At 64.2% G+C, this 22,980-nt stretch carries 20 protein-coding genes and 1 tRNA gene; 18 read left to right on the forward strand and 3 right to left on the reverse strand.

Annotation, left to right across the window (positions count from 1 at the left end; genetic code table 11):
* A complete protein-coding gene (locus F3N42_RS12430; RefSeq protein ID WP_150864797.1) occupies positions 1 to 1,380 on the reverse strand; it encodes an L-serine ammonia-lyase in 1,380 nt (459 codons plus the stop codon).
* Positions 1,381 to 1,461: 81 nt separating this feature from the next.
* Between F3N42_RS12430 and F3N42_RS12435 the strand changes: the two genes are divergently transcribed.
* Complete coding sequence (locus F3N42_RS12435) at positions 1,462 to 1,701, forward strand: glutaredoxin family protein (RefSeq protein ID WP_150864798.1); 240 nt, start codon at positions 1,462 to 1,464, stop codon at positions 1,699 to 1,701.
* Positions 1,702 to 1,819: 118 nt separating this feature from the next.
* Here F3N42_RS12435 and F3N42_RS12440 read toward each other — a convergent pair whose 3' ends face one another.
* Positions 1,820 to 2,134 (reverse strand): PspC domain-containing protein, encoded by a 315-nt coding sequence (locus F3N42_RS12440; RefSeq protein WP_191621396.1) that lies wholly within the window; start codon positions 2,132 to 2,134, stop codon positions 1,820 to 1,822.
* 224 nt (positions 2,135 to 2,358) lie between these two features.
* On the opposite strand from F3N42_RS12440, the gene F3N42_RS12445 reads away from it, so the two are divergent.
* The 8 genes from F3N42_RS12445 (at position 2,359) to F3N42_RS12480 (ending at position 11,271) form a co-directional block, all read left to right on the forward strand.
* Positions 2,359 to 4,185, forward strand: coding sequence for a DegV family protein (locus F3N42_RS12445; protein ID WP_150864800.1), 1,827 nt, complete (start codon positions 2,359 to 2,361; stop codon positions 4,183 to 4,185).
* Positions 4,182 to 4,814, forward strand: coding sequence for a glycerol-3-phosphate 1-O-acyltransferase PlsY (plsY, locus tag F3N42_RS12450; protein ID WP_150864801.1), 633 nt, complete (start codon positions 4,182 to 4,184; stop codon positions 4,812 to 4,814). Before F3N42_RS12445 ends, plsY begins: the two co-directional genes overlap by 4 nt.
* A complete protein-coding gene (locus F3N42_RS12455; RefSeq protein WP_191621397.1) occupies positions 4,807 to 5,625 on the forward strand; it encodes a biotin--[acetyl-CoA-carboxylase] ligase in 819 nt (272 codons plus the stop codon). The genes plsY and F3N42_RS12455 overlap by 8 nt, the downstream gene beginning before the upstream one ends.
* 67 nt (positions 5,626 to 5,692) lie before the next feature.
* The gene (locus F3N42_RS12460; RefSeq protein ID WP_191621398.1) at positions 5,693 to 6,457 is read left to right on the forward strand and encodes an SPOR domain-containing protein; all 765 of its coding nucleotides are present in this window, start codon (positions 5,693 to 5,695) and stop codon (positions 6,455 to 6,457) included.
* A gap of 15 nt (positions 6,458 to 6,472) precedes the next feature.
* Complete coding sequence (locus F3N42_RS12465) at positions 6,473 to 7,231, forward strand: SDR family NAD(P)-dependent oxidoreductase (RefSeq protein WP_150864804.1); 759 nt, start codon at positions 6,473 to 6,475, stop codon at positions 7,229 to 7,231.
* A gap of 170 nt (positions 7,232 to 7,401) precedes the next feature.
* On the forward strand, positions 7,402 to 8,163 hold the full coding sequence (locus F3N42_RS12470; RefSeq protein WP_150864805.1) for a FadR/GntR family transcriptional regulator: 762 nt from the start codon (positions 7,402 to 7,404) through the stop codon (positions 8,161 to 8,163).
* A 49-nt stretch (positions 8,164 to 8,212) separates the two neighbouring features.
* Positions 8,213 to 10,384, forward strand: a complete 2,172-nt coding sequence (locus tag F3N42_RS12475) for an outer membrane protein assembly factor BamB family protein (protein WP_150864806.1) — start codon at positions 8,213 to 8,215, stop codon at positions 10,382 to 10,384.
* A gap of 32 nt (positions 10,385 to 10,416) precedes the next feature.
* Complete coding sequence (locus F3N42_RS12480) at positions 10,417 to 11,271, forward strand: sugar phosphate isomerase/epimerase family protein (RefSeq protein ID WP_150864807.1); 855 nt, start codon at positions 10,417 to 10,419, stop codon at positions 11,269 to 11,271.
* A gap of 16 nt (positions 11,272 to 11,287) precedes the next feature.
* Here F3N42_RS12480 and F3N42_RS12485 read toward each other — a convergent pair.
* Positions 11,288 to 11,363 (reverse strand) — tRNA-Thr (locus tag F3N42_RS12485).
* Positions 11,364 to 11,550: 187 nt separating this feature from the next.
* Between F3N42_RS12485 and F3N42_RS12490 the strand changes: the two genes are divergently transcribed.
* From F3N42_RS12490 to F3N42_RS12530, 9 genes are all read left to right on the forward strand, one after another.
* On the forward strand, positions 11,551 to 11,793 hold the full coding sequence (locus tag F3N42_RS12490; protein WP_150864808.1) for a hypothetical protein: 243 nt from the start codon (positions 11,551 to 11,553) through the stop codon (positions 11,791 to 11,793).
* 94 nt (positions 11,794 to 11,887) lie between these two features.
* Positions 11,888 to 12,541 (forward strand): HAD family hydrolase, encoded by a 654-nt coding sequence (locus F3N42_RS12495; RefSeq protein WP_150864809.1) that lies wholly within the window; start codon positions 11,888 to 11,890, stop codon positions 12,539 to 12,541.
* A gap of 163 nt (positions 12,542 to 12,704) precedes the next feature.
* The gene (locus F3N42_RS12500; protein ID WP_150864810.1) at positions 12,705 to 14,294 is read left to right on the forward strand and encodes a xylulokinase; all 1,590 of its coding nucleotides are present in this window, start codon (positions 12,705 to 12,707) and stop codon (positions 14,292 to 14,294) included.
* Between the two features lie 7 nt (positions 14,295 to 14,301).
* Complete coding sequence (araD, locus tag F3N42_RS12505; RefSeq protein ID WP_150864811.1) at positions 14,302 to 14,994, forward strand: L-ribulose-5-phosphate 4-epimerase AraD; 693 nt, start codon at positions 14,302 to 14,304, stop codon at positions 14,992 to 14,994.
* A 36-nt stretch (positions 14,995 to 15,030) separates the two neighbouring features.
* Positions 15,031 to 16,536, forward strand: coding sequence for an L-arabinose isomerase (araA, locus tag F3N42_RS12510; protein ID WP_150864812.1), 1,506 nt, complete (start codon positions 15,031 to 15,033; stop codon positions 16,534 to 16,536).
* 28 nt (positions 16,537 to 16,564) lie between these two features.
* The gene (locus tag F3N42_RS12515; protein ID WP_224784910.1) at positions 16,565 to 18,211 is read left to right on the forward strand and encodes a glycoside hydrolase family 43 protein; all 1,647 of its coding nucleotides are present in this window, start codon (positions 16,565 to 16,567) and stop codon (positions 18,209 to 18,211) included.
* Positions 18,208 to 19,590, forward strand: coding sequence for an MFS transporter (locus F3N42_RS12520; RefSeq protein ID WP_150864814.1), 1,383 nt, complete (start codon positions 18,208 to 18,210; stop codon positions 19,588 to 19,590). The genes F3N42_RS12515 and F3N42_RS12520 overlap by 4 nt, the downstream gene beginning before the upstream one ends.
* Positions 19,587 to 20,531 carry a glycoside hydrolase family 43 protein gene (locus F3N42_RS12525; RefSeq protein ID WP_150864815.1) on the forward strand — a complete coding sequence of 315 codons (945 nt, stop codon included), beginning with the start codon at positions 19,587 to 19,589 and terminating at the stop codon, positions 20,529 to 20,531. The genes F3N42_RS12520 and F3N42_RS12525 overlap by 4 nt, the downstream gene beginning before the upstream one ends.
* A 50-nt stretch (positions 20,532 to 20,581) precedes the next feature.
* On the forward strand, positions 20,582 to 22,963 hold the full coding sequence (locus tag F3N42_RS12530; RefSeq protein ID WP_150864816.1) for a glycoside hydrolase family 127 protein: 2,382 nt from the start codon (positions 20,582 to 20,584) through the stop codon (positions 22,961 to 22,963).
* The last annotated feature ends 17 nt before the right edge of the window (positions 22,964 to 22,980 follow it).

The raw sequence follows: 22,980 nt of genomic DNA on the forward strand, positions 1-22,980 counted from the left end.
TCAGCACTCGATCACGTTGACGGCCAGGCCGCCCCGCGACGTTTCCTTGTACTTGTTGCGCATGTCGCGGCCGGTCTCGCGCATGGTGCGGATGACCTTGTCCAGCGACACCTTGCCGACGCCGTCGCCGCGCATGGCCAGGCGTTGGGCGTTGATGGCCTTCACCGAGGCCATGGCGTTGCGCTCGATGCAGGGAATCTGCACCAGCCCGCCCACCGGGTCGCAGGTCAGGCCCAGGTTGTGTTCCATGCCGATCTCGGCGGCGTTCTCCACCTGCGAGACCGAGCCGCCCATGGCCGCGGTCAGGCCGCCGGCCGCCATTGAGCAGGCCACGCCCACTTCGCCCTGGCAGCCGACCTCGGCGCCGGAGATCGACGCGTTGAGCTTGTAGAGGATACCGATGGCGCCGGCAGTGAGCAGGAACTCGATCACCCCGCCCTCGCTGGCGCCGGGAATGAATTTTTCGTAGTAGCCCATGACCGCGGGGATGATGCCCGCGGCGCCATTCGTCGGCGCGGTCACCACGCGGCCGCCGGCGGCGTTCTCCTCGTTCACGGCCAGCGCGAACAGGTTGACCCAATCCAGCGAGGTCAGGGCGTCATCGTTGCCCGGCCCTTCGCGGTCGGACAGCGCCTGGAACAGCCGCGGTGCGCGGCGCTTGACGCCCAGCGGCCCGGGCAGTTCACCGGGGCTGCGGCAGCCGCGGTCGATGCAGGCATGCATGGCGGCGTGAATCTCGAGCAGGCCGGCGCGAATGGCTTCGGGTGAGCGCCAGGCCTGCTCATTGGCCAGCATCAGCTGGCCGATGCTCAGCCCTTGTTCGCTGCACTGCGCTACGAGCTCCGCGGCGGTGCTGAACGGGTGGGCCAGCGGCGTGTCGTCAGCGACGATGCGGTCTTCCGCGGCCTCGTCATGGTTGACGACAAAACCGCCGCCGACGGAATAGAAGTCCCGTTCCAGCAACACGTCGTCGTTGATGTCGTAGGCGGTGAAGCGCATGCCATTGGAATGGTGTGGCAGCATCTCGCGCTTGCGGAACTCCAGGTCGCGCTTCTCCACGAAGGCGATGTCATGGTCGGTGGTCAGGTGGATGCGGCCCGATTCGGCGGTGTTGGCCAGCAAGCCCTCGATGGCATCGGGGTCGATGGTGTCCGGTGCCTCGCCCAGCAGGCCCAGGATGATGGCCTTGTCGGTGCCGTGGCCACGGCCGGTGTGCGCCAGTGAACCGTAAAGGCGGGTCCGGATGCGCGTGGTATCAGCCAGTTTGCCGGCCGAGGACAGCCGGCGCACGAACGTGGCCGCGGCGCGCATTGGCCCCACCGTGTGCGAGCTGGAGGGCCCGATGCCGATTTTGAACAACTCGAAGACACTGACGGCCATGCCGTTTCTCCATTGGCGGATGCGCGAATTCTACCGCCTGCGGGGGGTGCGCGCCGACTCCCGCTGCGGCATGATGCCCGCATGCGATACCTGCTCTATACCCGTCCTGACTGTCACCTGTGCGATGAGGCCGCCGACCTGGTGGCTGCCGTGGCCCCCGGCCTTGCCCTTCAAACTGTCGATATCGAGGACTCGATCGACCTGCTGGACCGCTATGGCACCCGCATTCCGGTCCTCGCCCGCGAAGCCGGTGGCGAAGAGCTGGGATGGCCATTTGACGCCGCGCGCCTGTCAGGGTTCCTTGCGTCCACACCTGGCTGACGACGCCCCTTCGCCGACGCAAAAAAAATCCCGGGACCCTTTCGGGACCCGGGCAGAGGAGAGTCGAGCTGTAATGATCCAGAGAGAGACTTGCCGCCATGCGGCCGGCCGGCGTGGATCAGTGCGCCTGGCCGAACAGGTTGCGCGCGGTGTCCGCCAGTCGGTCGGCGGCCTCGCGCAGGGTAATGAACAGGCCCTTGAACGCGCCCTGCGTGCGCTCCGAGGTCTCGTCCAGCACCAGGGCAAGGACGATGTAGGCGATGACGGTGGGCAGGGTCAGGAAGACCAGCAGCACGATGGCGATCGCGCGCAACACCCAGGGCTCCTGGCCCATGCGCCCGGCCAGGGTCTTGCAGACCCCAAACAGCAGGGGCTGTCCCGGTCGCCCATTCAGGTTGTCCCTGACGCTCTGTAAGAAATCATCCGTCGCCATTGCATTGGTCTCCAGTCGGCTTACGTGGTGAGTATATCGATGCAGGTTGCGTGCCAAATGTGCCGAAAGTCTCAGGGCCAGTGTTTTCCGGCGGTTTTGGCGCATCCGGATGGTCAACTGCGATGGCCCCCGGTGGGTTTTCACGCCAACGCATGGCCGATTTGACGATCCCGACGCGACGGCCCGAACTTTCCACCGCCGGGAACCTCGGTTAGTCTGCGCGCATGAAACGCGGACAGGTATCCCGGGACCTTGACGGTCCGACCCTGGCACGGGTGCTGTCGGCCGGCGTCCGCCACCTGTTCAGTCGCCGCGACTACATCAACCGGATCAACGTGTTCCCGGTACCGGATTCGGATACCGGCACCAACATGGCGTTTACCTTCAAGGCCATCCTCGACGCCCTGGATACCCCCGGAAAACAGAGCCTGCCCGAGGTACTGGACCGTGTCCGCCATGCCGCGGTTGACGGTGCACGCGGCAACTCCGGCGCGATCATGGCGCAATGGTTCCAGGGTTGTACCGAGGTGGCCGGTGAGCGTACCGGGCTGGACCCGGCGACGCTGGCGGCGGCCTGCGCGCGCGGTGCCGAGCAGGCCTGGAGCGCGATGGCCGAGCCCGTGCCGGGCACGCTGCCCAGCGTGCTGGAGGCCTTTTCCGATGGCATGGTTGAAGCGGCGGACCTAGCGCAAGCGGATATCGTGCGGGTCTTCGATGCCGGTGTGACGGCCGCCCAGGCGGCACTCGCCGATACCCCGAACCAGTTACCGGTACTGCGCCAGGCGGGCGTGGTTGACGCCGGCGGTCAGGGTTTCGTCGACCTGCTCGAAGGCATGCAGGCCTTTGTTGCCGACGGCACCATCGACCCCCTGGACGACGCCTGGGCCAGCGCCGCCGAGTCCGCCGACCCGGCCATGGACCACGGCCTGGACGTGGGCGATCACCAGTTCTGCACCGAGTGCGTCATCGAGGGCCAGGGCCTGGACCGGGCCGCGATCATGACCGCGCTGCAGGCGCTGGACCACAGTTCTCTGGTGGTCGCCGGCGGCGACCAGCGGGTCCGGGTGCATATCCATGTCAACCAGCCGGCGGACGTGTTCCTGGCCTGCGAGGCCTTCGGCGAGATCCGCCAGCAAAAAGCCGATGACATGCAGTGGCAGCACGGGTTGATGAACCTGGCCGGTGGCGTTGCGGTGGTCACGGACTCCGGTGCCGACCTTCCGGTCGCCGAGGTCGAGCGGCTGGGCCTGCACGTGGTGCCGGTGCGTCTAAGCTTCGGTGACCGCGAATACCTCGACGGCGTGTCGCTGAAGCCCGTCGATTTCTACCGCATGCTGGAAACCGCCACGGAACGGCCGAAGACCTCGCAGCCACCGGCCAAGGACTTTCGTCGCGTGTTCGAACTGCTGACCGTGCACGGCTATCGCGTGGTCCACGTGGGCCTGTCCGGAAAACTCAGTGGCACGACCCGCGCCGCGAGCACGGCCGCCGAGGCCATGGACCCCGGCCAGGTGACCATCTTCGATACCATGAACGCCGCCTGCGGCCAGGGCCTGCTGGCCCTGCTGGCCGCGGAAGCGGCGGCCGCCGGCAAGGACGTCGATGCCATTCTCGCGATGCTGGAACGGGTGGCCCACCGGGCCCGCACGATGGCCATGCCCAACGAGGTCAAGTCGATGGTGCGCGGCGGCCGCGTGCCGGCGTGGCTGGGCAAGATGGCCACGTGGCTGCGGCTGACGCCGATTATTGCCGACCACGACGGCAAGCTGACCGTGGTCGGCGTGGCCACCGGGCGCCGCGTGAAGCCGGCGTCACTGGCGCGCCGGGCGCTGGCCGCGATGAAGCAGGATCGTGTTTATCGCGTCATGGTGTCGCATGCCGACAACCGGGAGGGCGCGCGTGAACTGCGCCGCCTGTTGCTGGAAGGGCACCCCCGGATTCATTCCTGCCACCTGGCGGAGGCCGGCCCCGCCGTGGGCGTCCACCTGGGGCGTGGCGGGCTTATCATCGGCTTTATGCCGGAACACCGAGAACTGGAGCACGAGACGTGACCGAGGCCATGGTCGAAATCCTGGTGGGCTACCTGTTGGGCTCCGTGTCCGGCAGCCTGCTGCTGGGCAAGATCAAGAACATCGACATCCGCACCCACGGCAGTGGCAATGCCGGGGGTACCAACGCCCTGCGCACGCTGGGTTTTCGCTTCGCGCTGGGCGTGATCATCATCGACGTCGGCAAGGGTGTGCTGGCTGCAGGCTGGGCGCCGCACCTGCTGGGTGACGCGCCGGAGTGGCAGGTGCTGGCCTGTGGGTTCGCCGCCGTGTTCGGCCATTGCTACCCGGTGTTCCACGGTTTCCGTGGCGGCAAGGGCGCGGCCACGGCCGTGGGTGTTCTGGCCGCGGCGCAACCCTGGTTGCTGGTTCCCCTGGCGATCACCTGGGTGCTGACGTTGATCCTGAGTGGCTATGTCGGGCTGGCGACCGTGCTGGCCATGTTGAGTCTTTTCCCGGCCGCGTTGTGGCTGGGCAAAAGTACGGCCGTGCTGATATTCGCCGCCGCGTTGGGGCTGTTCGTGGCCTTCACTCACCGCAGCAATTTCCGCAACCTGGCCGCCGGCACCGAGCATCGTTTCGAGCGTGTGCGCCTGGTGAATGGGTTCCGGCGCGCGCCGAAGGATGACTGAGTACGCGGACGCCGGCGATACGCTGGTGTTATCGGACGTGCTTGAAGCCGCCGGCAGCGCCGGCCGGCGCGTGGCCCTGGAACGGGTCGAGGACATCGACTCTACCAATGCCGAACTGCTGCGCCGCGCGCCGGCCGAACGGCAGGCCGTCGCGCTGCTGGCCGAGCACCAGTCCGGCGGTCGCGGCCGGCGGGGTCGCGACTGGCATTCCCCGCGCGGGCGCAATGTCTACCTGAGCCTGGGCTGGCGGTTCGCGCCGGCACGGTCCGACCTCGTCATGTTGCCGCTGGTGGTCGCCGTGGCCGCCGCGCGCGCGCTGAAGTCGCTGGGCGCGACCGATATCGGTATCAAGTGGCCCAACGACCTGTGGCTGGACGGCTGCAAGGTGGGCGGCTGCCTGGTCGAGACCACGTCCTCGGCCGGCGGCATGGACGCTGTGATCGGTGTGGGACTGAACGTTGGCATGACCGGAGACCCGGGCGCGCGAAACATCGAGCGGCAATGGGCCGACCTGCGCGACCAGCTGCCGGACCTGTCGCGCAGCCGCGCCGCCGGTGCGCTGCTGGCGCATCTGGTCAGGGCCGCGGAGGCGTTCTCGGCGGCGGGTTTCGCGGGGTTTGCGCAGGACTGGGTGCGGATGGATGTCCTGCGCGGTCGCACCGTGGTCATCGAGCGCGACGGAGCGGAACTGGACGGGCGGGCGCTGGGCCTGGGCGCCGGCGGCGGGCTGCTGGTCGACGGGCCGGATGGCCCGGTTGAATGCATGGCCGGCGAGGTTCGCGTTCACACCGTCGACGGCAGGCCGCTATAATCACCGGGTGCCGCCGGCATCGCGGCACCCATCCCGAAACAGCGGACGTTGGGGATACCAAGCAACCATGTCGAGATTGATTGTCATCGCCCTCTTGGCGGCGAACCTGGCCTTGCTGGGTTACGCGGCCGCACGCGTCACGCCGGCCCAGCCGGTGTCGCAAGTCATGCCGCAAGCCCCGGTCGAGCCCCGTCGCTGGCCGGCCGAAACACCCCGAATCCAGCTGATGGCGGAAATGCCTGCTCCCGCCACGACCGTCGACCCGGCGCGCCGGTGCTGGTCGGTGGGCCCCTTCGAAACCCGCCAGTCGCGTGAAAATACACGCCTGCGGCTGCTCGACCTCGCCGACGCCATCGCGGACCGCGAAAGCGAGGCCCTGGTCGAGCTGGGCTACTGGGTCACGCTACCGGCGTACCCGAGCATGGCGGACGCCGTTACCGGCATGCAGGAACTGACCCGCGCCGGGCTGCATGACATCGCCGTGGTGACCGACGACACCGGCGACTACCGTGTCTCGCTGGGCTATTTCCTGCAGGAATCCAATGCGCGACGCCGCCGCGACCAGTTGCGGGAGTTGGGCTACGAAGCAGAGACGCGACTGCAGCGCGAAGCGCAACCGCGCTACTGGCTAGACATGGAGCGCGACCGCCCAGACGCGTTCAGCCCGCCACCGGACGTCGATGCCAGCCTGTTGAGATCCATCCCCTGCGGCGTGCCCGTACCCGTCCAGCCGTCTCCCGTCCAACCATCACCCGCCACGCCACAACCGGTGGATGAGTCAGCCGTCGCTGGCGACCAGGTGCCCCAGCGAGAAGCGCTTCCGGACCTCTGACAAAGTGACAAAGCCATGAATTCAAAGCCCAGCAAAAGAGTCGCAATCGTCACAGGCGGGTCTCGTGACATTGGTAGAGCCATTGCGGAGAAAATGGCTGCCGAAGGTGTCAGGGTTGTAATTAATTTTCACGGTAGCGCAGAGCGGGCAAAGGAAACGCTCAACGGCATTCAGGCGGTCGGTGGTGAGGCCACTATTGTGAAAGGTGACATGACCTCATACCAGGATGTGCAAACGTTGGTCAGTACAGCCTGCGAGACCTATGGTGATGAAATTCATTACCTGATCAACGTCGTTGGCGGGCTGGTTAGCCGCCGCACACTGTTAGAGATGAGCGAGGGGTTTTTCGAGGAGGTCATGAAGTTGAACATGACCAGTACCTTCCTCGTCACGCGAGCGGTCGTGCCGCATATGCCTTCCGGTTCAGCTGTCGTCAATTTCGCATCCCAGGCAGGTCGTGATGGCGGTGGCCCCGGTGCGGCAGCCTATGCGGCGTCAAAAGGCGCGGTAATGGCGTTTACCCGTAGCATGGCCAAGGAACTCGGGCCACAGGGAATCCGCGTCAATGCACTGTGTCCAGGCATGATTGATACCACTTTCCATGACACCTTTACCAGGAATGAAGTGCGTAAAAACGTTGCTGCTGCGACACCATTGCGTCGCGAAGGTGATGTGTCGGATATTGCTGAAGCAACCTGGTTTCTTGCTTCACAATCAAGCGAATTTATTACCGGCGCTTGTGTTGATATCAACGGTGGCATGTACTTCTCGTAGCCATAGAAATTAACTGTCTATGCAGGCCAATTGGTGATGTTCTGCTTCATTACAGTGGTTCTGACCTTTCCCGCTTAACTGGTTTGATAAAATGGCCAGACGAATTCCGGCCAGAAGATGGGCTGGAATAGGTTGATGATGGCGGCATTCAGGTTGGCCAGGAGTTTGGAATGAGCAGCAAACGGCTGTATCACACTGTTGCGGAACGTATAAAACGAGGCATTGCCGACGGGACTTATCCTCCAGGGACGCGGCTGCCTGGCGAGCGTGAATTGGCACAACAGTTTCAAGTCAGTCGAGTGACCATTCGGGAAGCAGAGATTGCCCTACAGGCGCTTGGTCAAGTCATCATTAAAACGGGTTCGGGTGTCTATGTCACAGATCCGGCAGAACGTGGCAGCCTGGTGTTTCCGGAAATGAGCCTGTTCGAACTGACAGAGGCGCAGTCTATGTTCGAGTCCGAGGCTGCGGCGTTGGCCGCCCGCAATATCGAAGATACGGAACTCACCGAACTGGTGAAGCTGGGAGGCGTATTGGCGGACAATCAGACCGATGACATGACGGCTGTAGCTGACGCCGACAAAGATTTTCACATTGCGATCGCTAAGGCCTCGGGAAACGCTGCTGTTTTGTTCGTGGTGAAAACGCTTTGGAAAATTCGTACCGAACTGGCTGACTCACCGGAAACCCAGTCAAAGGAGACTTCAGGCGCTGGCTATGTTGGTCGTGTAGCCGTGTATAAGGCCATTTTGAAGGCCCTTGAGGATCGTGATTCCTCAGCGGCTCGCCAGGCAATGTTGGATCATTTTCGACACTTGCTGACCTTCCTTATTGACCTGACCGAGGAGAAGGAAATGCAGGTGGTCCAGCAACGTTCTTCATGGAGCCGGAAGCGCTATCTCCACTCACGATCGCCTGGTCATTCCAATTAGCCATGAGCGAGAAGGTGATTCACTGGTTACTGTGAACGTCAATTTCGTAATGTCAGCAATGCGTTGGGCCAGGGTTCGCTTACCGGCGCAAATTCTGGCCATATTTTTCTGCGCTGCTGCAATTCCGCAAGCTAACAGCGAAGTCGCCATTGGCAACGAACACAGCACCTGGCGCGAATACGGTGGTGGACCCTCGCAGGTCCAGTATTCTTCACTCGACCAGGTCAACCGCGATAACGTCCATGACCTGGAAGTCGCCTGGGTCTACGACTCCGGCGATGTCGACAGCGAAGAGCGCGAGTATCACGCCAAGCGCCGCCTGCATCACACCCCCATCGTCCTGGGTGACCTTATATATGGTGTCAGCCCGGCACTGCGCGTGTTCGCGCTTAACGCGGCGACCGGCGAGCTGGCCTGGGAACGGGAGCCGACGCTCGCGCCGGGCGAAAAAAGCCTGGGCGGGGTGTTCATCCGCGGACTGATGCAGTGGCAGGGCCGGCGGATCCTGTATACGGCCGGGCACTACCTCTACGCGCTGGATGCCGCCACGGGGGAGCCCGTCAGCGGCTTCGGTGAGAGTGGCCGCGTGGACCTGCGCGAAGGCCTGGGCCGGCCCGTGGACAGCGTCGGCATTTCCGCCACCAGCCCGGGCGTGGTGTTCGAAGACCTGGTGATCATGGGCTCCAGCCTGTCGGAATCGCTGCCGGCCGCGCCGGGCGATGTGCGCGCCTTCGATGTGCATACCGGTGAGTTGCGCTGGTCGTTCCACACCATCCCGCACCCTGGCGAGTACGGCCACGAGACCTGGCCCGAAGACGCCTGGACCTATTCCGGCGGCGCCAATGCCTGGAGCGGTATGAGCCTGGACCGCGAGCGCGGCATAGTGTTCTTTGGCACCGGCTCCGCCTCCGACGACTTTTACGGCGCCAACCGCCACGGTGACAACCTGTTCGCCAACTCGGTGGTGGCGCTGGACGCGCGCACCGGCAAGCGCGAGTGGCATTTCCAGGTGGTGCGCCACGACGCCTGGGACCGCGACCTGCCGGCGCCGCCGGTGCTGGCCACGGTCAACCGTGACGGCGAGCCCGTAGACGCGGTGATCCAGGTGACCAAGTCCGGGCACGTGTTTGTGCTCGACCGCGATAGCGGCCAGTCGCTGTTTCCGCTGGAAGAGGTGCCGGTTGAGCCTTCGACCCTGCCCGGTGAGCAGCTGGCGAAAACACAGCGGCTGCCGAAGTTGCCCGCGCCCTTTTCACGCCAGGTCTTTGACGAGACCACGATCACCGACCGCAGCCCTGAGGCCACGGCCAACGTCCGCGAGCAACTGAAAGAGATCACCATCGGCGGCCAGTTCATCCCGCCGTCGACCCGGGCCCAGGCGGTGTTCCCCGGTTTCGATGGCGGCGCGGAGTGGGGCGGTCCGGCGTTCGACCCGGAGACCTCGCTGCTTTACGTCAACGCCAATGAAATGCCCTGGCTGCTGAAGCTGGAAGAGCGCCAGCCGCTGCCGGCCGGCGCGCATGCCTCCCAGGCCTACCAGTTGCTGTGCTCGTCCTGCCACGGCGACGACCGGCAGGGTACCGGCGAATTCCCGTCGCTGGTGGGCCTGGACGAGCGCATGGACTGGGAAGGTTTCACCGACGTGCTGATGTCCGGCCGCGGGCGCATGCCGGCGTTCAGTGCCTGGTTCGACTGGAAGGGCCGCGATGCCATGGCGGCATACCTGCTGCATGGCCAGGACGGCCCAATCGAAACGGCCCTGGGCGCCGACTCGCCGCTGTTCCTGCGCTACCGCATCGCCGGTTACCCGCTGTTTACCGATCACGAAGGCTACCCGGCGGTGAAGCCGCCCTGGGGTACGCTCAGCGCCATCAACATGGATACCGGAGAGTACGCCTGGCAGATTCCGTTGGGCCAGTACCCTGAATTGGTGGCGCAGGGGCTGGATGACACCGGCTCGCAGAACTACGGCGGCCCGGTGGTCACCGCCGGTGGACTGGTATTCATCGCCGCCACGCTGTTTGACCGCAAGATCCGCGCCTTCGACAAGGCCAGCGGCAAGCTGCTGTGGGAGCATGAGCTGCCGGCGGCGGGCGTCGCCACGCCAGCCGTCTACCAGGCCGACGGACGCCAGTTCATCGTCATCGCCGCTGGTGGCGGAAAGTTTGGCGGCAAACAGTCCGGCAAGTACGTGGCCTTCGCGCTGCCTGAAAAAGACTGATCCACGATAAGACCTAAAACCAGGAGAACCCGATGACCCGATTCACCCGACACCTCGCACTGGCGGCGCTGGCCGCCACCCTGGCCGCCCCGGCCGCCGGCGCCGGAGAGCTGGGCCTGCAGCTGTACAGCCTGCGCACGCAGATGGCCGAAGACTTGCCTGCGGCCTTCGCGCTGATGGAAAAATGGGGGCTGGAATACGCCGAGGGCGGCGGCACGCTTTATGACCATCCGCTGGATGATTACAAGGCCGCGCTCGACGCCCACGGCATCCAGGTGGTCAGCGTCGACACCTCGCTGGACGAGCTGCGCGACAACCCGATGGCCGCGGTCTTCAAGGCCCGTTATTTCGGCGCCGAGTACGCCACGTTCTACTGGATCCCGCACGACGGCGCCAAGGGCTTCGGTTTCGACGACGCGGATAACGCCGTCAAGATCATGAACGAAGCCGGCAAGCTGCTGAAGGCCAACGGCATCACCCTGCAATACCACCCCCATGGCTACGAATTCACCCCACACGAAGACAGCACGTTGCTGGATTACATGCTGCAGAACGTGACCGAGGCCGAGTTCCAGATGGACGTGTTCTGGATCAAGCAGGGCGGTGCCGACCCCGTCGAATACCTGCAGCGCTACCCGGGCCGCTTCAAGTCACTGCACCTGAAGGACCGCCTGCCGGGCACGCCGGACTCCACCAACGGCCACGCCGATGTCGAAACCAACGTGGTGCTGGGCCAGGGCGATGTCGGCATCGCCGCCGTGGTAGCCGAAGCAAAGCGCCAGGGCATCGAGTGGTTCTTCATCGAGGACGAGTCGTCGCGGGTGGTGCAGCAGGTGCCGGCGAGCATGGCGTACCTGGCTTCGCTGGACGAAGGTGATGCTGACTGAGGGAACAAGGGGGAGGTGGTGCCGGCACCAAGATTCGAACTCGGGACCTACTGATTACAAATCAGTTGCTCTACCAACTGAGCTATACCGGCATCGGGGTATGACGCAGGCGGGGATTTTACCGAAAAACAGCGTCCTGTTTCACTAAAACAGTGGTTTGCGCCAAGGCGAAGTTAAACGTTTAAAGTTCTGGTTGAAACTGCTTAAGTTTTATTGCAGTATTGTCCGCGGTTGGGGGGGTCCAGCTAAAAGGATGTTGCTTTGGGACTCGCTCGGCTGATGGAAAAGGGATTCCATTCGTTCGCCCGGACCGCCCGGTCCAGGCACACGGTCAGCTCGACCTGTTCCAGACTGATCTTCAAGGCATGGACGATTTCCGTGGTGATGCTGATGGCGTCACCCGCAATGGCCAATAATCCGGCGGCTCACCAGGGGCTTAATGGTTGGTTGGTCCTCGGTGTGATTACGACGGTGCTGGCCTCGGGCCTGTTCCTGCAGTCAACAACAAGGCGGATACGCTGATCCAGAGAGAGCCAGGGGTTCGCTTACAACGTAGAAAAATAATAAGAAGGAGTGCGCCCGGCTTGCCGGGCTTTTTTTTGCCTATAATCCGCCGATGACCATTGGCGCACTATTCGATTGGGACGGGGTCGTCATCGACTCTTCCGTCCAGCACGAGAAAAGCTGGGAGCGGCTGGCCGACGAGGCCGGCCTGGATCTGCCGGCGGATCACTTCAAACGTGGCTTCGGCATGAAGAACGAAGTCATCATTCCCGGCATCCTGGGCTGGACCGAGGACGCTGACGAAATCCGGCGTCTCTCGCTGCGCAAGGAAGCCCTGTACCGCGAAATTGTTCGCGAGGACGGCATCGAGACGCTGCCCGGCGTGCGCGAACTGCTGGCCATGCTGCGCGACCATGGCGTGCCGTGCTCGGTGGCATCGTCAACGCACCGCGAGAATATCGAAACCGCTTTCGACGTGCTGGGCATCCGCGAGTTTTTCTCCGCCGTGATCACGTCGGAAGATGTGTCGCAGGGCAAGCCCGACCCCGAAGTGTTCGAGAAAAGCGCCGCCGCACTCGGTTGCGAACCACACCACTGTGTCGTGTTCGAAGACGCACACGTGGGCATCGACGCCGGCCTGGGCGCCGGCGCCAGGGTCATCGCCGTGGCCACCACCCACCCGATCGAGACCCTGGGTGACGCCGACGTGGCGGTCGAATCACTCAGCGAGGTCGACTGGGCCATGGTGAAAGCGCTTTTTGATTAATCGGTATGATTTGTCATACTTATCGTAATTAGCGCTCCGCATCACTATAATCAGGCCCTGAAATTTGATGGTCCGGGCGCACCCGCACCCGCGGGCGTGACGTCACGGAGCCATCTCCCGCCCCTTTGCGGCGGTACAAGATTGCGGCATGCAACGAGGCAGAATGAACGAGGCTCAACATATCGCCACGGGTCACGTGGTTTTTGGCTGTGAACTGGGTTCGACCCGAATCAAGTCGACGCTGATCACCCCCTGCGGAAAACCCCTCGGGTCCGGTGCCTTCGGCTGGGAAAACCAGCTGGACGATGGCATCTGGACGTACGACATGGACGCCGTGCTGAAGGGCCTGGCCACCAGCTATGCCGCGCTGGCCGAGGATGTCCGGAAGTCCCATGGTATGCCGTTGGAGCGAATCGGCGCGCTGGGGTTCAGCGCCATGATGCATGGCTACATTGCAACCGACGCGGCCGGCGAGTTGCTGGTTCCGTTCCGGACCTGGCGTAACAATTTCACCGGTGAGGCCTCCTCCGCACTCACTGACCTGTTCGGCTGGCCGATTCCACAACGCTGGAGCATCGCCCACCTGTATCACGCCATCACCAGCGGCGAGGCGCATGTCGGCGACATCGCGCACATCACCACGCTGGCCGGCTGGGTGCATTGGAAGCTGACCGGCCAGTGGGCCATCGGCGTGGGTGATGCATCGGGCATGTTTCCCGTTGACCCGAAGACCGGGCAGTGGGACGCGTGGATGCTGGAAACATTCGACGCCCATGTCGCCGACCGGGGCCTGGGCTGGTCGCTGGCGGATATCCTGCCCACGATTGTAAAGGTGGGAGAGGATGCCGGCACGCTGACCGAGCCAGGTGCGGCCCTGCTGGACACAAGTGGTGCCTTGCAGGCCGGCGCCGTGATGGCGCCGCCCGAAGGCGACGCCCAGACCGGCATGGTGGTGACCAACAGCGTGCGCCCGCGAACCGGGAACGTCTCGGCCGGCACGTCCGTGTTCGCCATGCTGGTGCTGGAGGAGCGGCTGTCATCGGTGCATCACGAGATCGACCTGGTGCTGACACCGGACGGCGAACTGGTCGGCATGGCGCATTCCAACAACTGCAGCTCGGATTTCGATGCCTGGGCGGGCCTGCTGGGCGAAGCGGCCGCGCTGCTTGGGGCCGATGTCGATGACGACAAACTGTTTTCCAAACTGATGCCGATGGCGTTGCAGGCCGATGCGGATGCGGGCGGGCTGCTGGCTTACGGCTACGTGTCCGGCGAACACATGACCGGCTTCAGCGAAGGCCGGCCGTTGTTCGTCCGCGCCCAGAACAGCCGGTTCACGCTGGCCAATTTTGTCCGCGCGCACCTGTTCTCGGCACTGTGCGCGCTGCGCACCGGGATGAATGTGTTGACCGAGCGCGAGGGCGTGAAGGTCGAGGAACTGCGCGGACATGGCGGCTTCTTCAAGACCGAGGGCGTGGGCCAGCGCATGATGGCCGCGGCCACCAACACGCCCGTCAGCCTGCCGGACACCGCGGGTGAGGGCGGGGCCTGGGGGATGGCGCTGCTGGCGGCCTACCTGCTACGCGATGACCGTGACCAGGCGCTGGCGGATTTCCTCGACCGGTTGATCGGCGACTCCATCGGCCCGGCCACTGCCCCGGACCCGGCAGACGTGGCTGGCTTCAACGACTACTTCAAACGACACACCGCTGCGCTGGCCGTTGAGGCGGCGGCGGTTGAGCACGTGGACTGAGCGACCCATGAGTTACAGCGACCTGAAAGAAGCGGCCTGGGCGGCCAACATGGAACTGAACGAACGTGGCCTGGTGTTGTACACCTGGGGCAATGTCTCGCAGATTGACCGCGATGCCGGTGTGCTGGCGATCAAGCCCAGCGGCGTGTCTTACGACAAGCTCACGGTGGATGACATGGTCGTCGTTGACCTGGACAACCAGGTCGTTGAGGGCAAGCTGAAGCCGTCCTCGGACACCCGCACGCACACGCACCTGTACCGGCATTTCGAAACCATCGGCGGCATCACGCACACGCATTCGACCCACGCCACGGCCTGGGCGCAGGCGCAGCAACCTATCCCGTGCTTCGGCACCACGCACGCGGATTACGCCTACGGCGAGATTCCGTGCACGGCGGTGATGCGCGACGAGCAGATCGAGCGCGACTACGAGGAAGAGACCGGCGTGCAGATCACCGAGGCCTTTGCCGGGCGCAACCCGGTGGAGACCCCGATGGTCATCGTCGCCGGCCACGCGCCCTTTACCTGGGGCAAGGACGCGGCGGAGTCGGTTTACAACGCGGTGGTGCTGGAGGAGGTCGCGCGCATGGCCCTGTACACCCGCATGATCGACCCGACGCGCGGGCCGCTGAAACAGGCCATCGTCGACAAGCACTACCTGCGCAAGCATGGCAAGAATTCCTATTACGGCCAGGGCTGACGGCACTGGCGTACTGCATTCCGGAGAAAGACAGACATGAAGATTTACGGTGACAAGACCATCTGGTTCGTGACCGGCTCGCAACATCTTTACGGGCCGAAAGTCCTTGAGCAGGTGGCGAAGAACAGCCAGGCCATCGCCGACGGCCTGACGGCTTCCGAGCACGTGTCCGCAAAGGTCATCGCCAAAGAGGTGGTGAAGACACCGGGCGAGATCCACGCCATTTGCCGCGAGGCCAACAACGACCCGGATTGCGTCGGCCTGGTGCTGTGGATGCACACCTTCTCGCCGGCCAAGATGTGGATTGCCGGGCTGCGCGCGTTGAACAAGCCATGGATGCACTTGCACACCCAGTTTGGCGCCGAACTGCCTTGGGCCGACATCGACATGCACTACATGAACCTTAACCAGAGCGCCCACGGCGACCGGGAGTTCGGCCACATCGGCACGCGCCTGCGCATCGACCGCAAGGTGGTGGTCGGGCACTGGCAGACCGAGTCCGTGCAGCGGCAGATGGATGACTGGATCCGCGCCGCGATGGGCTGGGACGAAGCGCAGAACCTGGTGGTGTCACGCTTCGGCGACAACATGCGCCAGGTCTCCGTCACCGACGGCGACAAGGTCTCGGCGCAGATCCAGTTCGGCTACGAGGTCAACGCCTGGGGCCTGGGCGACCTGGCGAAAGTGGTCGATGCCGTCAGTTCCGAGGACATTGACGCGCAGATCGAGGTTTACAAGGATGATTACGAGATCGACGCGTCCGTATTTGACGACACTGACAAGCTGGAATTGCTGCGAAACGAGGCGCGACTGGAACTGGGCATGGAGCGTTTCCTTTCCGAGCGCGGTTCCATGGCCTTCACTAACTGCTTCGAGAACCTGACCGGCCTGTCCGGCCTGCCGGGCCTGGCCACGCAGCGGCTGATGAGCCGCGGTTACGGTTACGGCGGTGAAGGCGACTGGAAGACCGCCGCCATGGTGCGCATCGTCAAAGTGATGTCGAAGGGCCGCGAGGGCGGCACCAGTTTCATGGAAGACTACACCTACGATTTCGGTGCCACCGACCAGGTGCTGGGCGCGCACATGCTGGAGATCTGCCCGTCGATTGCCACCGAGCCGAAGGCGAAGGTCGACATCCAGCTGCACACCATCGGCATCAAGAAGGACATCGCGCGGCTGTTGTTCTCCGGCGCCACGGGCCCGGCCATGAACATCTCCAAGATCGACCTGGGCACGCGCTTTCGTATCGTGGTCAACGAACTGGACACCGTCGAGGCGCCGGCCGAGATGCCGAACCTGCCGGTGGCCAAGGCGCTGTGGGTGCCGCGCCCGAACCTGGAAGTGTCCGGTGCGTGCTGGATTCACGCCGGCGCCGCGCACCACAGCTGTTACACGCAGGGCATCACCCTGGAGCAGCTGGAGGACTTTGCCGAGATTGCCGGGGTCGAGCTGGTGGTGATCGGCGCCGACACCAACGTGCGCGAGTTCAAGAAGGAACTGCGGCACAACGCGGTGTACTACCACCTGGAGAACGGTGTTTAAACACCGCGCTGAGCGTACGAAACCCAATGTGCCAGGCCGCCCGGCCTGGCCCGGTCGCCTGTTGACGGCCCTGGTGGCCGTGCTGGCTGCGGGCAGTACGACCGCCCAGTTCACCGACGTCACCGTCCACGACCCGTCCATCGTCAAGGTGGACGACACGTACTACATCTTCGGCTCGCACCTGGCCGCGGCCAGGTCCACCGACCTGGTGCACTGGACCCGTTTCGCCGAGGGCGTGAACCCCGGCAACCCGCTGTTCGTGAACCCGGTGACCGAGTTGCAGGACCTGTTCGACTGGTCCGGCACGGTGGGGCTCTGGGCCAACGACGTGCGGCAGCTGGATGACGGCCGCTTCTACATGTACCCAAACCTGTCGGCCAACACCGAGCCGCGGGCATCGCTGTCACTGGCCATCGCCGATGACATCGAGGGGCCGTACACCTACCAGGAAATCTTCCTGCAGTCCGGCATGTGGGGCGAGATCAGCGAGGACGGCGAGAACATCTACGAGCCGCGCGACCACCCCAATACCATTGATCCGCACGTGTTCTACGACCGTTCCGGCGAGCTGTGGATGGTCTACGGCTCGTATTCCGGTGGCATTTTCATCATGCGCATGGACCCGGTGACCGGCCTGCCCGCGCCCGGCCAGGGTTACGGCAAGCACCTGTGGGGCGGCAACCATGCCCGCATCGAGGGGCCGTTCATGCTCTACAGCTGGGACACCGGCTATTACTACCTGTTCGTCACCTTCGGTGGGCTGGACGCCGTAGGCGGCTACAACATGCGCGTCGCCCGGTCACGGCGCCCGGATGGTCCTTTCCTGGACGCGCTCGGCAACGACATGGCCGAGGTGAAGTCCGATCCGTCGCTGCCACTGTTCGATGATGAAAGCATTGAGCCTTTCGGCCAGAAGCTTATGGGCAACTTCCGGTTCCGCCGCAAGGACGGCGAACCGGGTGCCGGCAGCGGGCATGGCTATGTCTCGCCCGGGCACAATTCCGCGATTTACGAACCCGCGCTGGATAAATATTTCCTGGTCTTCCACACCCGCTTCCCCAACCAGGGCGAGTTTCACCAGGTGCGCGTGCACGAGTTCTTCCTGAACGCTGACGGCTGGCCGGTGGTCGCCCCGCATCGTTACCTGCCGGAGAGCGGGCCGGGTTCGCTCGGTTTCGGGGCGGGAGACGCTTCGCTGACGAGTTTCCCGCCGCGCAAGGGGCTGGCCGACCCGTGGGAGCAGGGCGCCTGTGTCCGGGCGATGCACTGCAAGCCGGCACCCGCACGTAGCGCGGCTGAACTGGCCGGTGACTACAAGTTCATCAACCACGGCAAGGCGATTTCTGCGGCCATTGTCGAGTCGACGCTGCTGGTACTGAATGCCGATGGCTCGCTCGGCGGCGCCCACACCGGCCGTTGGGCCAGCCAGCCCGGGGAGCGGCTGGTGCTGGACCTCGATGAGGTTGGCCTGTTCCAGGGCGTGGTCTCGCGCGGCTGGAATGAAACGGCCGACCAGTACGTGATGACCTTCACGGCACAGTCCGTGGAAGGCATTTCCGTGTGGGGCAGCCGCATCGAATACGAAGGTGGTGAATCGAATAACCAGCCGAGCGCGGCCGGGGTCACTCGACCGACCCCCGCTGTACTCGGCCACAAGAGGCTCAAACAACAATGAAGACACAAAAACTGACCGTGATCGAGAAGATCGGTTTCGGCGCCGGCGACATGGCCGTGAACGTGGTGATCTCGTCGATGTTCCTGATCGTCTCGTTCTTCTACACCGATATCTTCGGCCTCAAACCTGCGCACATGGGCATCCTTTTCCTGGCCACACGCCTGATCGACGCGTTCACCGACCCGATGATGGGCATGCTCACCGACCGCTGGAAGTCCGAACGCTTCGGCCGCTTTCGGCCGTACTTCCTGTACCTGTCAGTGCCGTTCGGCATTTCCGTTTTCCTGATGTTCACCACCCCGGACTGGGACTACGGCGCCAAACTGGTGTGGGCCTACGCCACCTACATCCTGGTCACGCTGATGTTCACCTCGGTGACCATTCCGTACATCTCACTGATCGGCGTGCTGACGGCCGACCCGCAGGAGCGCCTGTCCGCCAACGGTTACCGGCTGTTTTTCGCCAAGATCGCGGCGCTGATGGTCACCAGCGCGGTGCCGGTGCTGGCGGCGGCCTGGGGTGGTGATGACCTGGCGCGTGGCTACCAGCTGGCCATGGGCCTGATGGCCGGTATCGGCACGCTGATGTTCCTGTTCTGTTTCGCGACCACCACCGAGCGCGTGGAGCACGAGGTGGAGACCAAGCCTTTCGGCGAACAGGTGCGACTGCTGTTTCGCAATGACCAATGGCTGATTCTCTGCGGCGTGTGTCTGACCGGCACGCTGGGCTACGTGATCCGCGGCTCCGTGGCGGCCTACTACGCCAAGTACTACCTGGCCGGCGACGAGAAGATTATCTCCGCGTTCCTGACCACCGGCGTGGTGGCGGCCATCCTGGCGATGATCGCGTCCACGTGGATCACCAAGCGGTATTGCAAGGTGCAGCTGTTCCGCTGGAGCCAGCTGGCGGTCGGCGTGCTGAGTGTCGTGCTGTACTTCGCCGTCGGTGGGCCGGACGACATCATGTTGGCCTTCATGCTGTATTTCCTGCTGTCGTTCGTCGTCGACCTGCACGCGCCGGTGTTCTGGTCGGCGATCGCCGAGGCGGTCGATTACGGCCAGGCCAAGACCGGCAAGCGTGTTTCCGGCCTGGCGTTCGGCGGCATCTCGTTTTTCCAGAAGGCCGGCATGGGCCTGGCCGGCTTCGTGGTCGGCATGCTGCTGACGTTCTACGGTTTCGAGGCCAATGTCGAGCAAACCGAACGCTCACTCGCCGGTATCGCGCTGATGCTGTCGATCATCCCCGCCGTTTTCCACGTGGCGATGGGTCTGCTGATGTTCGGCTACCGCATCACCGACAAGTACTACAACGACATGAAGTCCAAAGGCCTGATCGAAGACGAGGCGCCGGAGTACATCACGGAGATGCCGCCATCATGAACAAGCTCGAACCACTGATCCCGCAACGCGCGGACCCGTACATCCACAGGCACACTGACGGCTGGTACTACTTCACGGCCTCGGTACCGGCCTACGACGGCATCGAACTGCGCCGCGCGCGCACCATCGCCGGGCTGGCGGAAGCTGACACCGTGATGGTCTGGCGCAAGCCCGATGAAGGCCCGTACAGCGATCTCATCTGGGCGCCCGAAATTCACTTCAACCAGGGTGCCTGGTACGTGTATTTCGCCGCCGCGCCGTCGCGCGAGATCAAGGACGACCTGTTCCAGCATCGCATGTACGCGATCTCGACGCCGGCGGATAACCCGCTGGAAGGCGAGTGGACCTTCGAGGGCCGGATCGAGACCGGCATGGACACGTTCTGCCTGGACGCGACCACGTTTACCCACAACGGCGTGCTGTATTACCTGTGGGCGCAGAAAGAGAGCGGCATCCGCGGCAATTCCAACCTGTACATCGCACCGATGGCCGACCCGGTGACCCTGGCCGGCCCACCCGTGCGCCTGACCATTCCCGAGTACGACTGGGAAATTCAGGGTTTCTGGGTGAACGAGGGCCCGGCGGTGGTGAAACACGGCGGCCGCATCTTTATCACCTACTCGGCCAGCGCCACCGACGAGCGTTATGCCATGGGCCTGCTGTGGGCTGATACGGAAGCTGACCTTCTGGACCCGGCGAGCTGGTCGAAATCTCCGGAACCGGTACTGACCAGCAGCCCGGATAACGATATCTTCGGCCCCGGTCACAACAGCTTCACCGTGGCCGAGGACGGCGAAACCGACATGCTGGTCTACCATGCCCGCACCTACACCGAGATTGAGGGCGACCCGCTGTGGAACCCGGACCGGCACACCTTCGTGAAGCCGCTACGCTGGGGTGAGGACGGCATGCCGATCTTTGGCGACGCGGCCTTCGCATGAGCACAGGGGTCAGAGTAAAGGGACAGAGTAAACCCCACCGATTTTCGCGGATGAGGGGGCTGTTACTGGGTTTACTCTGTCCCTTTACTCTGACCCCTTCACTCCTGCTGGCCGACGTCAGCTACTTCCTGCTCGACCAGGTTCGCTTGCTGGACGGCCCGTTCAAGGCCGCCCAGGACCGCAACATCGACTACCTGCTGGCGCTGGAACCGGATCGCTTGTTGGCGCCCTACCTGCGCGAGGCCGGCCTGGAGCCGAAGGCGCCGACCTACGGCAACTGGGAAGGCTCCGGCCTGGACGGCCACATCGGCGGTCACTATGTCAGCGCGCTGGCCCTTGCAGTTGCCGCCACTGGCCGCGACGACATGCGCCAGCGACTGGACTACATGCTCACCGAGCTGAAGCGCGCCCAGGACGCCAACGGCGACGGCTACATCGGCGGCGTGCCCGAAAGCAACCGGCTGTGGGGTGAAATCCGCCGCGGCGACATCAACGCCGACCTGTTCAGCCTGAATGGCGGCTGGGTGCCCTGGTACAACATCCACAAGACCTTCGCCGGCCTGCGCGACGCCTACCTTTACACCGATTCACCTCTGGCCCGCGAAATGCTGATCGACTGGGCCGACTGGGCCGCGGCGCTGGTCGAGGAACTCAGCGACGAGCAGGTCCAGGCCATGCTGCGCTCCGAGCACGGCGGCCCCAACGAGGTGTTCGCCGATGTTTACGCCATCACCGGCGATGAAAAATACCTGGCGCTTGCGCGGCGCTTTTCGCACCGGCTCATTCTCGACCCACTGCTGGCGGAAGAGGATCAACTGACCGGCCTGCACGCCAACACGCAGATTCCCAAGGTGATCGGCTACCAGCGCGTGGCCGAGGTGGCCAACGACGATGACTGGCACGACGCGGCCACGTTTTTCTGGGACACCGTGGTCAACGGCCGCAGCATCGCCATCGGTGGCAACAGCGTGCGCGAGCACTTCAACCCGCGCGACGATTTCAGCAGCATGATCGAGGACATCGAGGGCCCGGAAACCTGCAACACCTACAACATGCTGCGCCTGACCCGGCAACTGTTCGGCGCCGAGCCGCAGATGCGCTATGCCGACTACTACGAGCGCGCGCTGTACAACCACATCCTCGGTTCACAGGACCCGCAAACCGGCGGCCTGGTGTACTTCACGCCGATGCGCCCGCAGCACTACCGCGTGTATTCGCAACCGGACCAGGCCATGTGGTGCTGCGTCGGTTCGGGCATCGAGAACCACGTGAAGTACGGCGAGTTTATCTACGCGCACGACGACGACGGCAATGAACACAAGCTGCTGGTGAACCTGTTTATCCCCTCGCGGCTGGAATGGCCGGAGCAGGGCGTCGTCATCCGCCAGGAGACCCGTTTTCCGGATGAGTCCGCCACGCGCTTGGTGTTCGAAACCGATGCGGCCATCACGCTGGCGCTGCGCTACCCAACATGGGCAACCGCCACCCAGCGGGAACTACAGGTCAACGGCGAACCCGTCACCGTCTACGCCGCACCCGGCGAGTACATTGATCTAAAGCGAACCTGGAAAGCCGGCGACACGGTCACGCTGGCGCTGCCGATGAAAGCCCACCTGGAACCCCTGCCGGACGGCTCACCGTGGAACGCCGTGCTGTACGGCCCCATCGTCCTGTCCGCGCCGGTCGACCCGTTCGAAGACGAGACGCTGGACTTCCTCGCCGACGACAGCCGCATGGGCCATATCGCCGCGGGCGCACAGTGCCCGCTGGAAGAATCGCCGATGCTTGTCACCGGTGCCGGCGGCTTGCCTGAGGCGCTGCAGCGACTGCCTGGCGACGAACTGCGCTTCCAGGCCCCCGGCGCCATCGAGCCCAAAGAATACGCGGGCCTGGAGCTGATCCCGTTCTTCCGCGTCCACCGTACCCGCTACATGGTCTACTGGCCGTCGGGAACGCCATCCGAACTGCAGGCCATGATGACCCGAAACGCCTACGCCGAAGCCGCGCGCCTGGCGTTGCTGGATGCCACCATCGACAGCGTCAACCCCGGCGAACAGCAGCCCGAGGCCGAGCATGACCTGGAAGGCGAGGGCATGGACGCCGGCGTCAACTTCAACCGCCACTGGCGCCACGCGACCGGCTGGTTCGGTTACCGCCTGGCCGACCCGGAAAACGAGGCGCGCTGGCTACGAATCACCTACTGGGGCGCGGACGCCGGCCGCAGCTTCAGCATCCTGCTCAATGGTGAGAAAGTCGCCGCCGTCACGCTGAAAGGCGAACACGGCGCGGTGTTCCACGATGTCGACTACCCCATCCCCGACACCGCGCGCGCCGCGGCCGATGGCGAGTACACCCTACGCTTCGAAGCCGCCAAGGGCTCCATCGCCGGCGGCATCTACGGCGTGCGCCTGTTAAGCTCGATTCCGGACTGAGCCAACCCGGGAACACC

Source organism: Marinihelvus fidelis (genome assembly GCF_008725655.1).
Classification (GTDB): domain Bacteria; phylum Pseudomonadota; class Gammaproteobacteria; order Xanthomonadales; family SZUA-36; genus Marinihelvus; species Marinihelvus fidelis.

Excerpts from the sequence above, each read along its gene's own strand:
- F3N42_RS12435 (WP_150864798.1), top strand. The coding sequence starts at position 1,462 with ATGCGATACCTGCTCTATACCCGTCCTGACTGTCACCTGTGCGATGAG.
- F3N42_RS12440 (WP_191621396.1), bottom strand. The coding sequence starts at position 2,134 with ATGGCGACGGATGATTTCTTACAGAGCGTCAGGGACAACCTGAATGGG.
- F3N42_RS12445 (WP_150864800.1), top strand. The coding sequence starts at position 2,359 with ATGAAACGCGGACAGGTATCCCGGGACCTTGACGGTCCGACCCTGGCA.
- araA (WP_150864812.1), top strand. The coding sequence starts at position 15,031 with ATGAAGATTTACGGTGACAAGACCATCTGGTTCGTGACCGGCTCGCAA.
- F3N42_RS12500 (WP_150864810.1), top strand. The coding sequence starts at position 12,705 with ATGAACGAGGCTCAACATATCGCCACGGGTCACGTGGTTTTTGGCTGT.
- F3N42_RS12455 (WP_191621397.1), top strand. The coding sequence starts at position 4,807 with ATGACTGAGTACGCGGACGCCGGCGATACGCTGGTGTTATCGGACGTG.
- araD (WP_150864811.1), top strand. The coding sequence starts at position 14,302 with ATGAGTTACAGCGACCTGAAAGAAGCGGCCTGGGCGGCCAACATGGAA.
- F3N42_RS12430 (WP_150864797.1), bottom strand. The coding sequence starts at position 1,380 with ATGGCCGTCAGTGTCTTCGAGTTGTTCAAAATCGGCATCGGGCCCTCC.
- F3N42_RS12530 (WP_150864816.1), top strand. The coding sequence starts at position 20,582 with ATGAGGGGGCTGTTACTGGGTTTACTCTGTCCCTTTACTCTGACCCCT.
- F3N42_RS12475 (WP_150864806.1), top strand. The coding sequence starts at position 8,213 with ATGTCAGCAATGCGTTGGGCCAGGGTTCGCTTACCGGCGCAAATTCTG.
- F3N42_RS12465 (WP_150864804.1), top strand. The coding sequence starts at position 6,473 with ATGAATTCAAAGCCCAGCAAAAGAGTCGCAATCGTCACAGGCGGGTCT.
- F3N42_RS12525 (WP_150864815.1), top strand. The coding sequence starts at position 19,587 with ATGAACAAGCTCGAACCACTGATCCCGCAACGCGCGGACCCGTACATC.
- F3N42_RS12495 (WP_150864809.1), top strand. The coding sequence starts at position 11,888 with ATGACCATTGGCGCACTATTCGATTGGGACGGGGTCGTCATCGACTCT.
- F3N42_RS12460 (WP_191621398.1), top strand. The coding sequence starts at position 5,693 with ATGTCGAGATTGATTGTCATCGCCCTCTTGGCGGCGAACCTGGCCTTG.
- F3N42_RS12520 (WP_150864814.1), top strand. The coding sequence starts at position 18,208 with ATGAAGACACAAAAACTGACCGTGATCGAGAAGATCGGTTTCGGCGCC.
- F3N42_RS12490 (WP_150864808.1), top strand. The coding sequence starts at position 11,551 with ATGGAAAAGGGATTCCATTCGTTCGCCCGGACCGCCCGGTCCAGGCAC.
- F3N42_RS12470 (WP_150864805.1), top strand. The coding sequence starts at position 7,402 with ATGAGCAGCAAACGGCTGTATCACACTGTTGCGGAACGTATAAAACGA.
- F3N42_RS12480 (WP_150864807.1), top strand. The coding sequence starts at position 10,417 with ATGACCCGATTCACCCGACACCTCGCACTGGCGGCGCTGGCCGCCACC.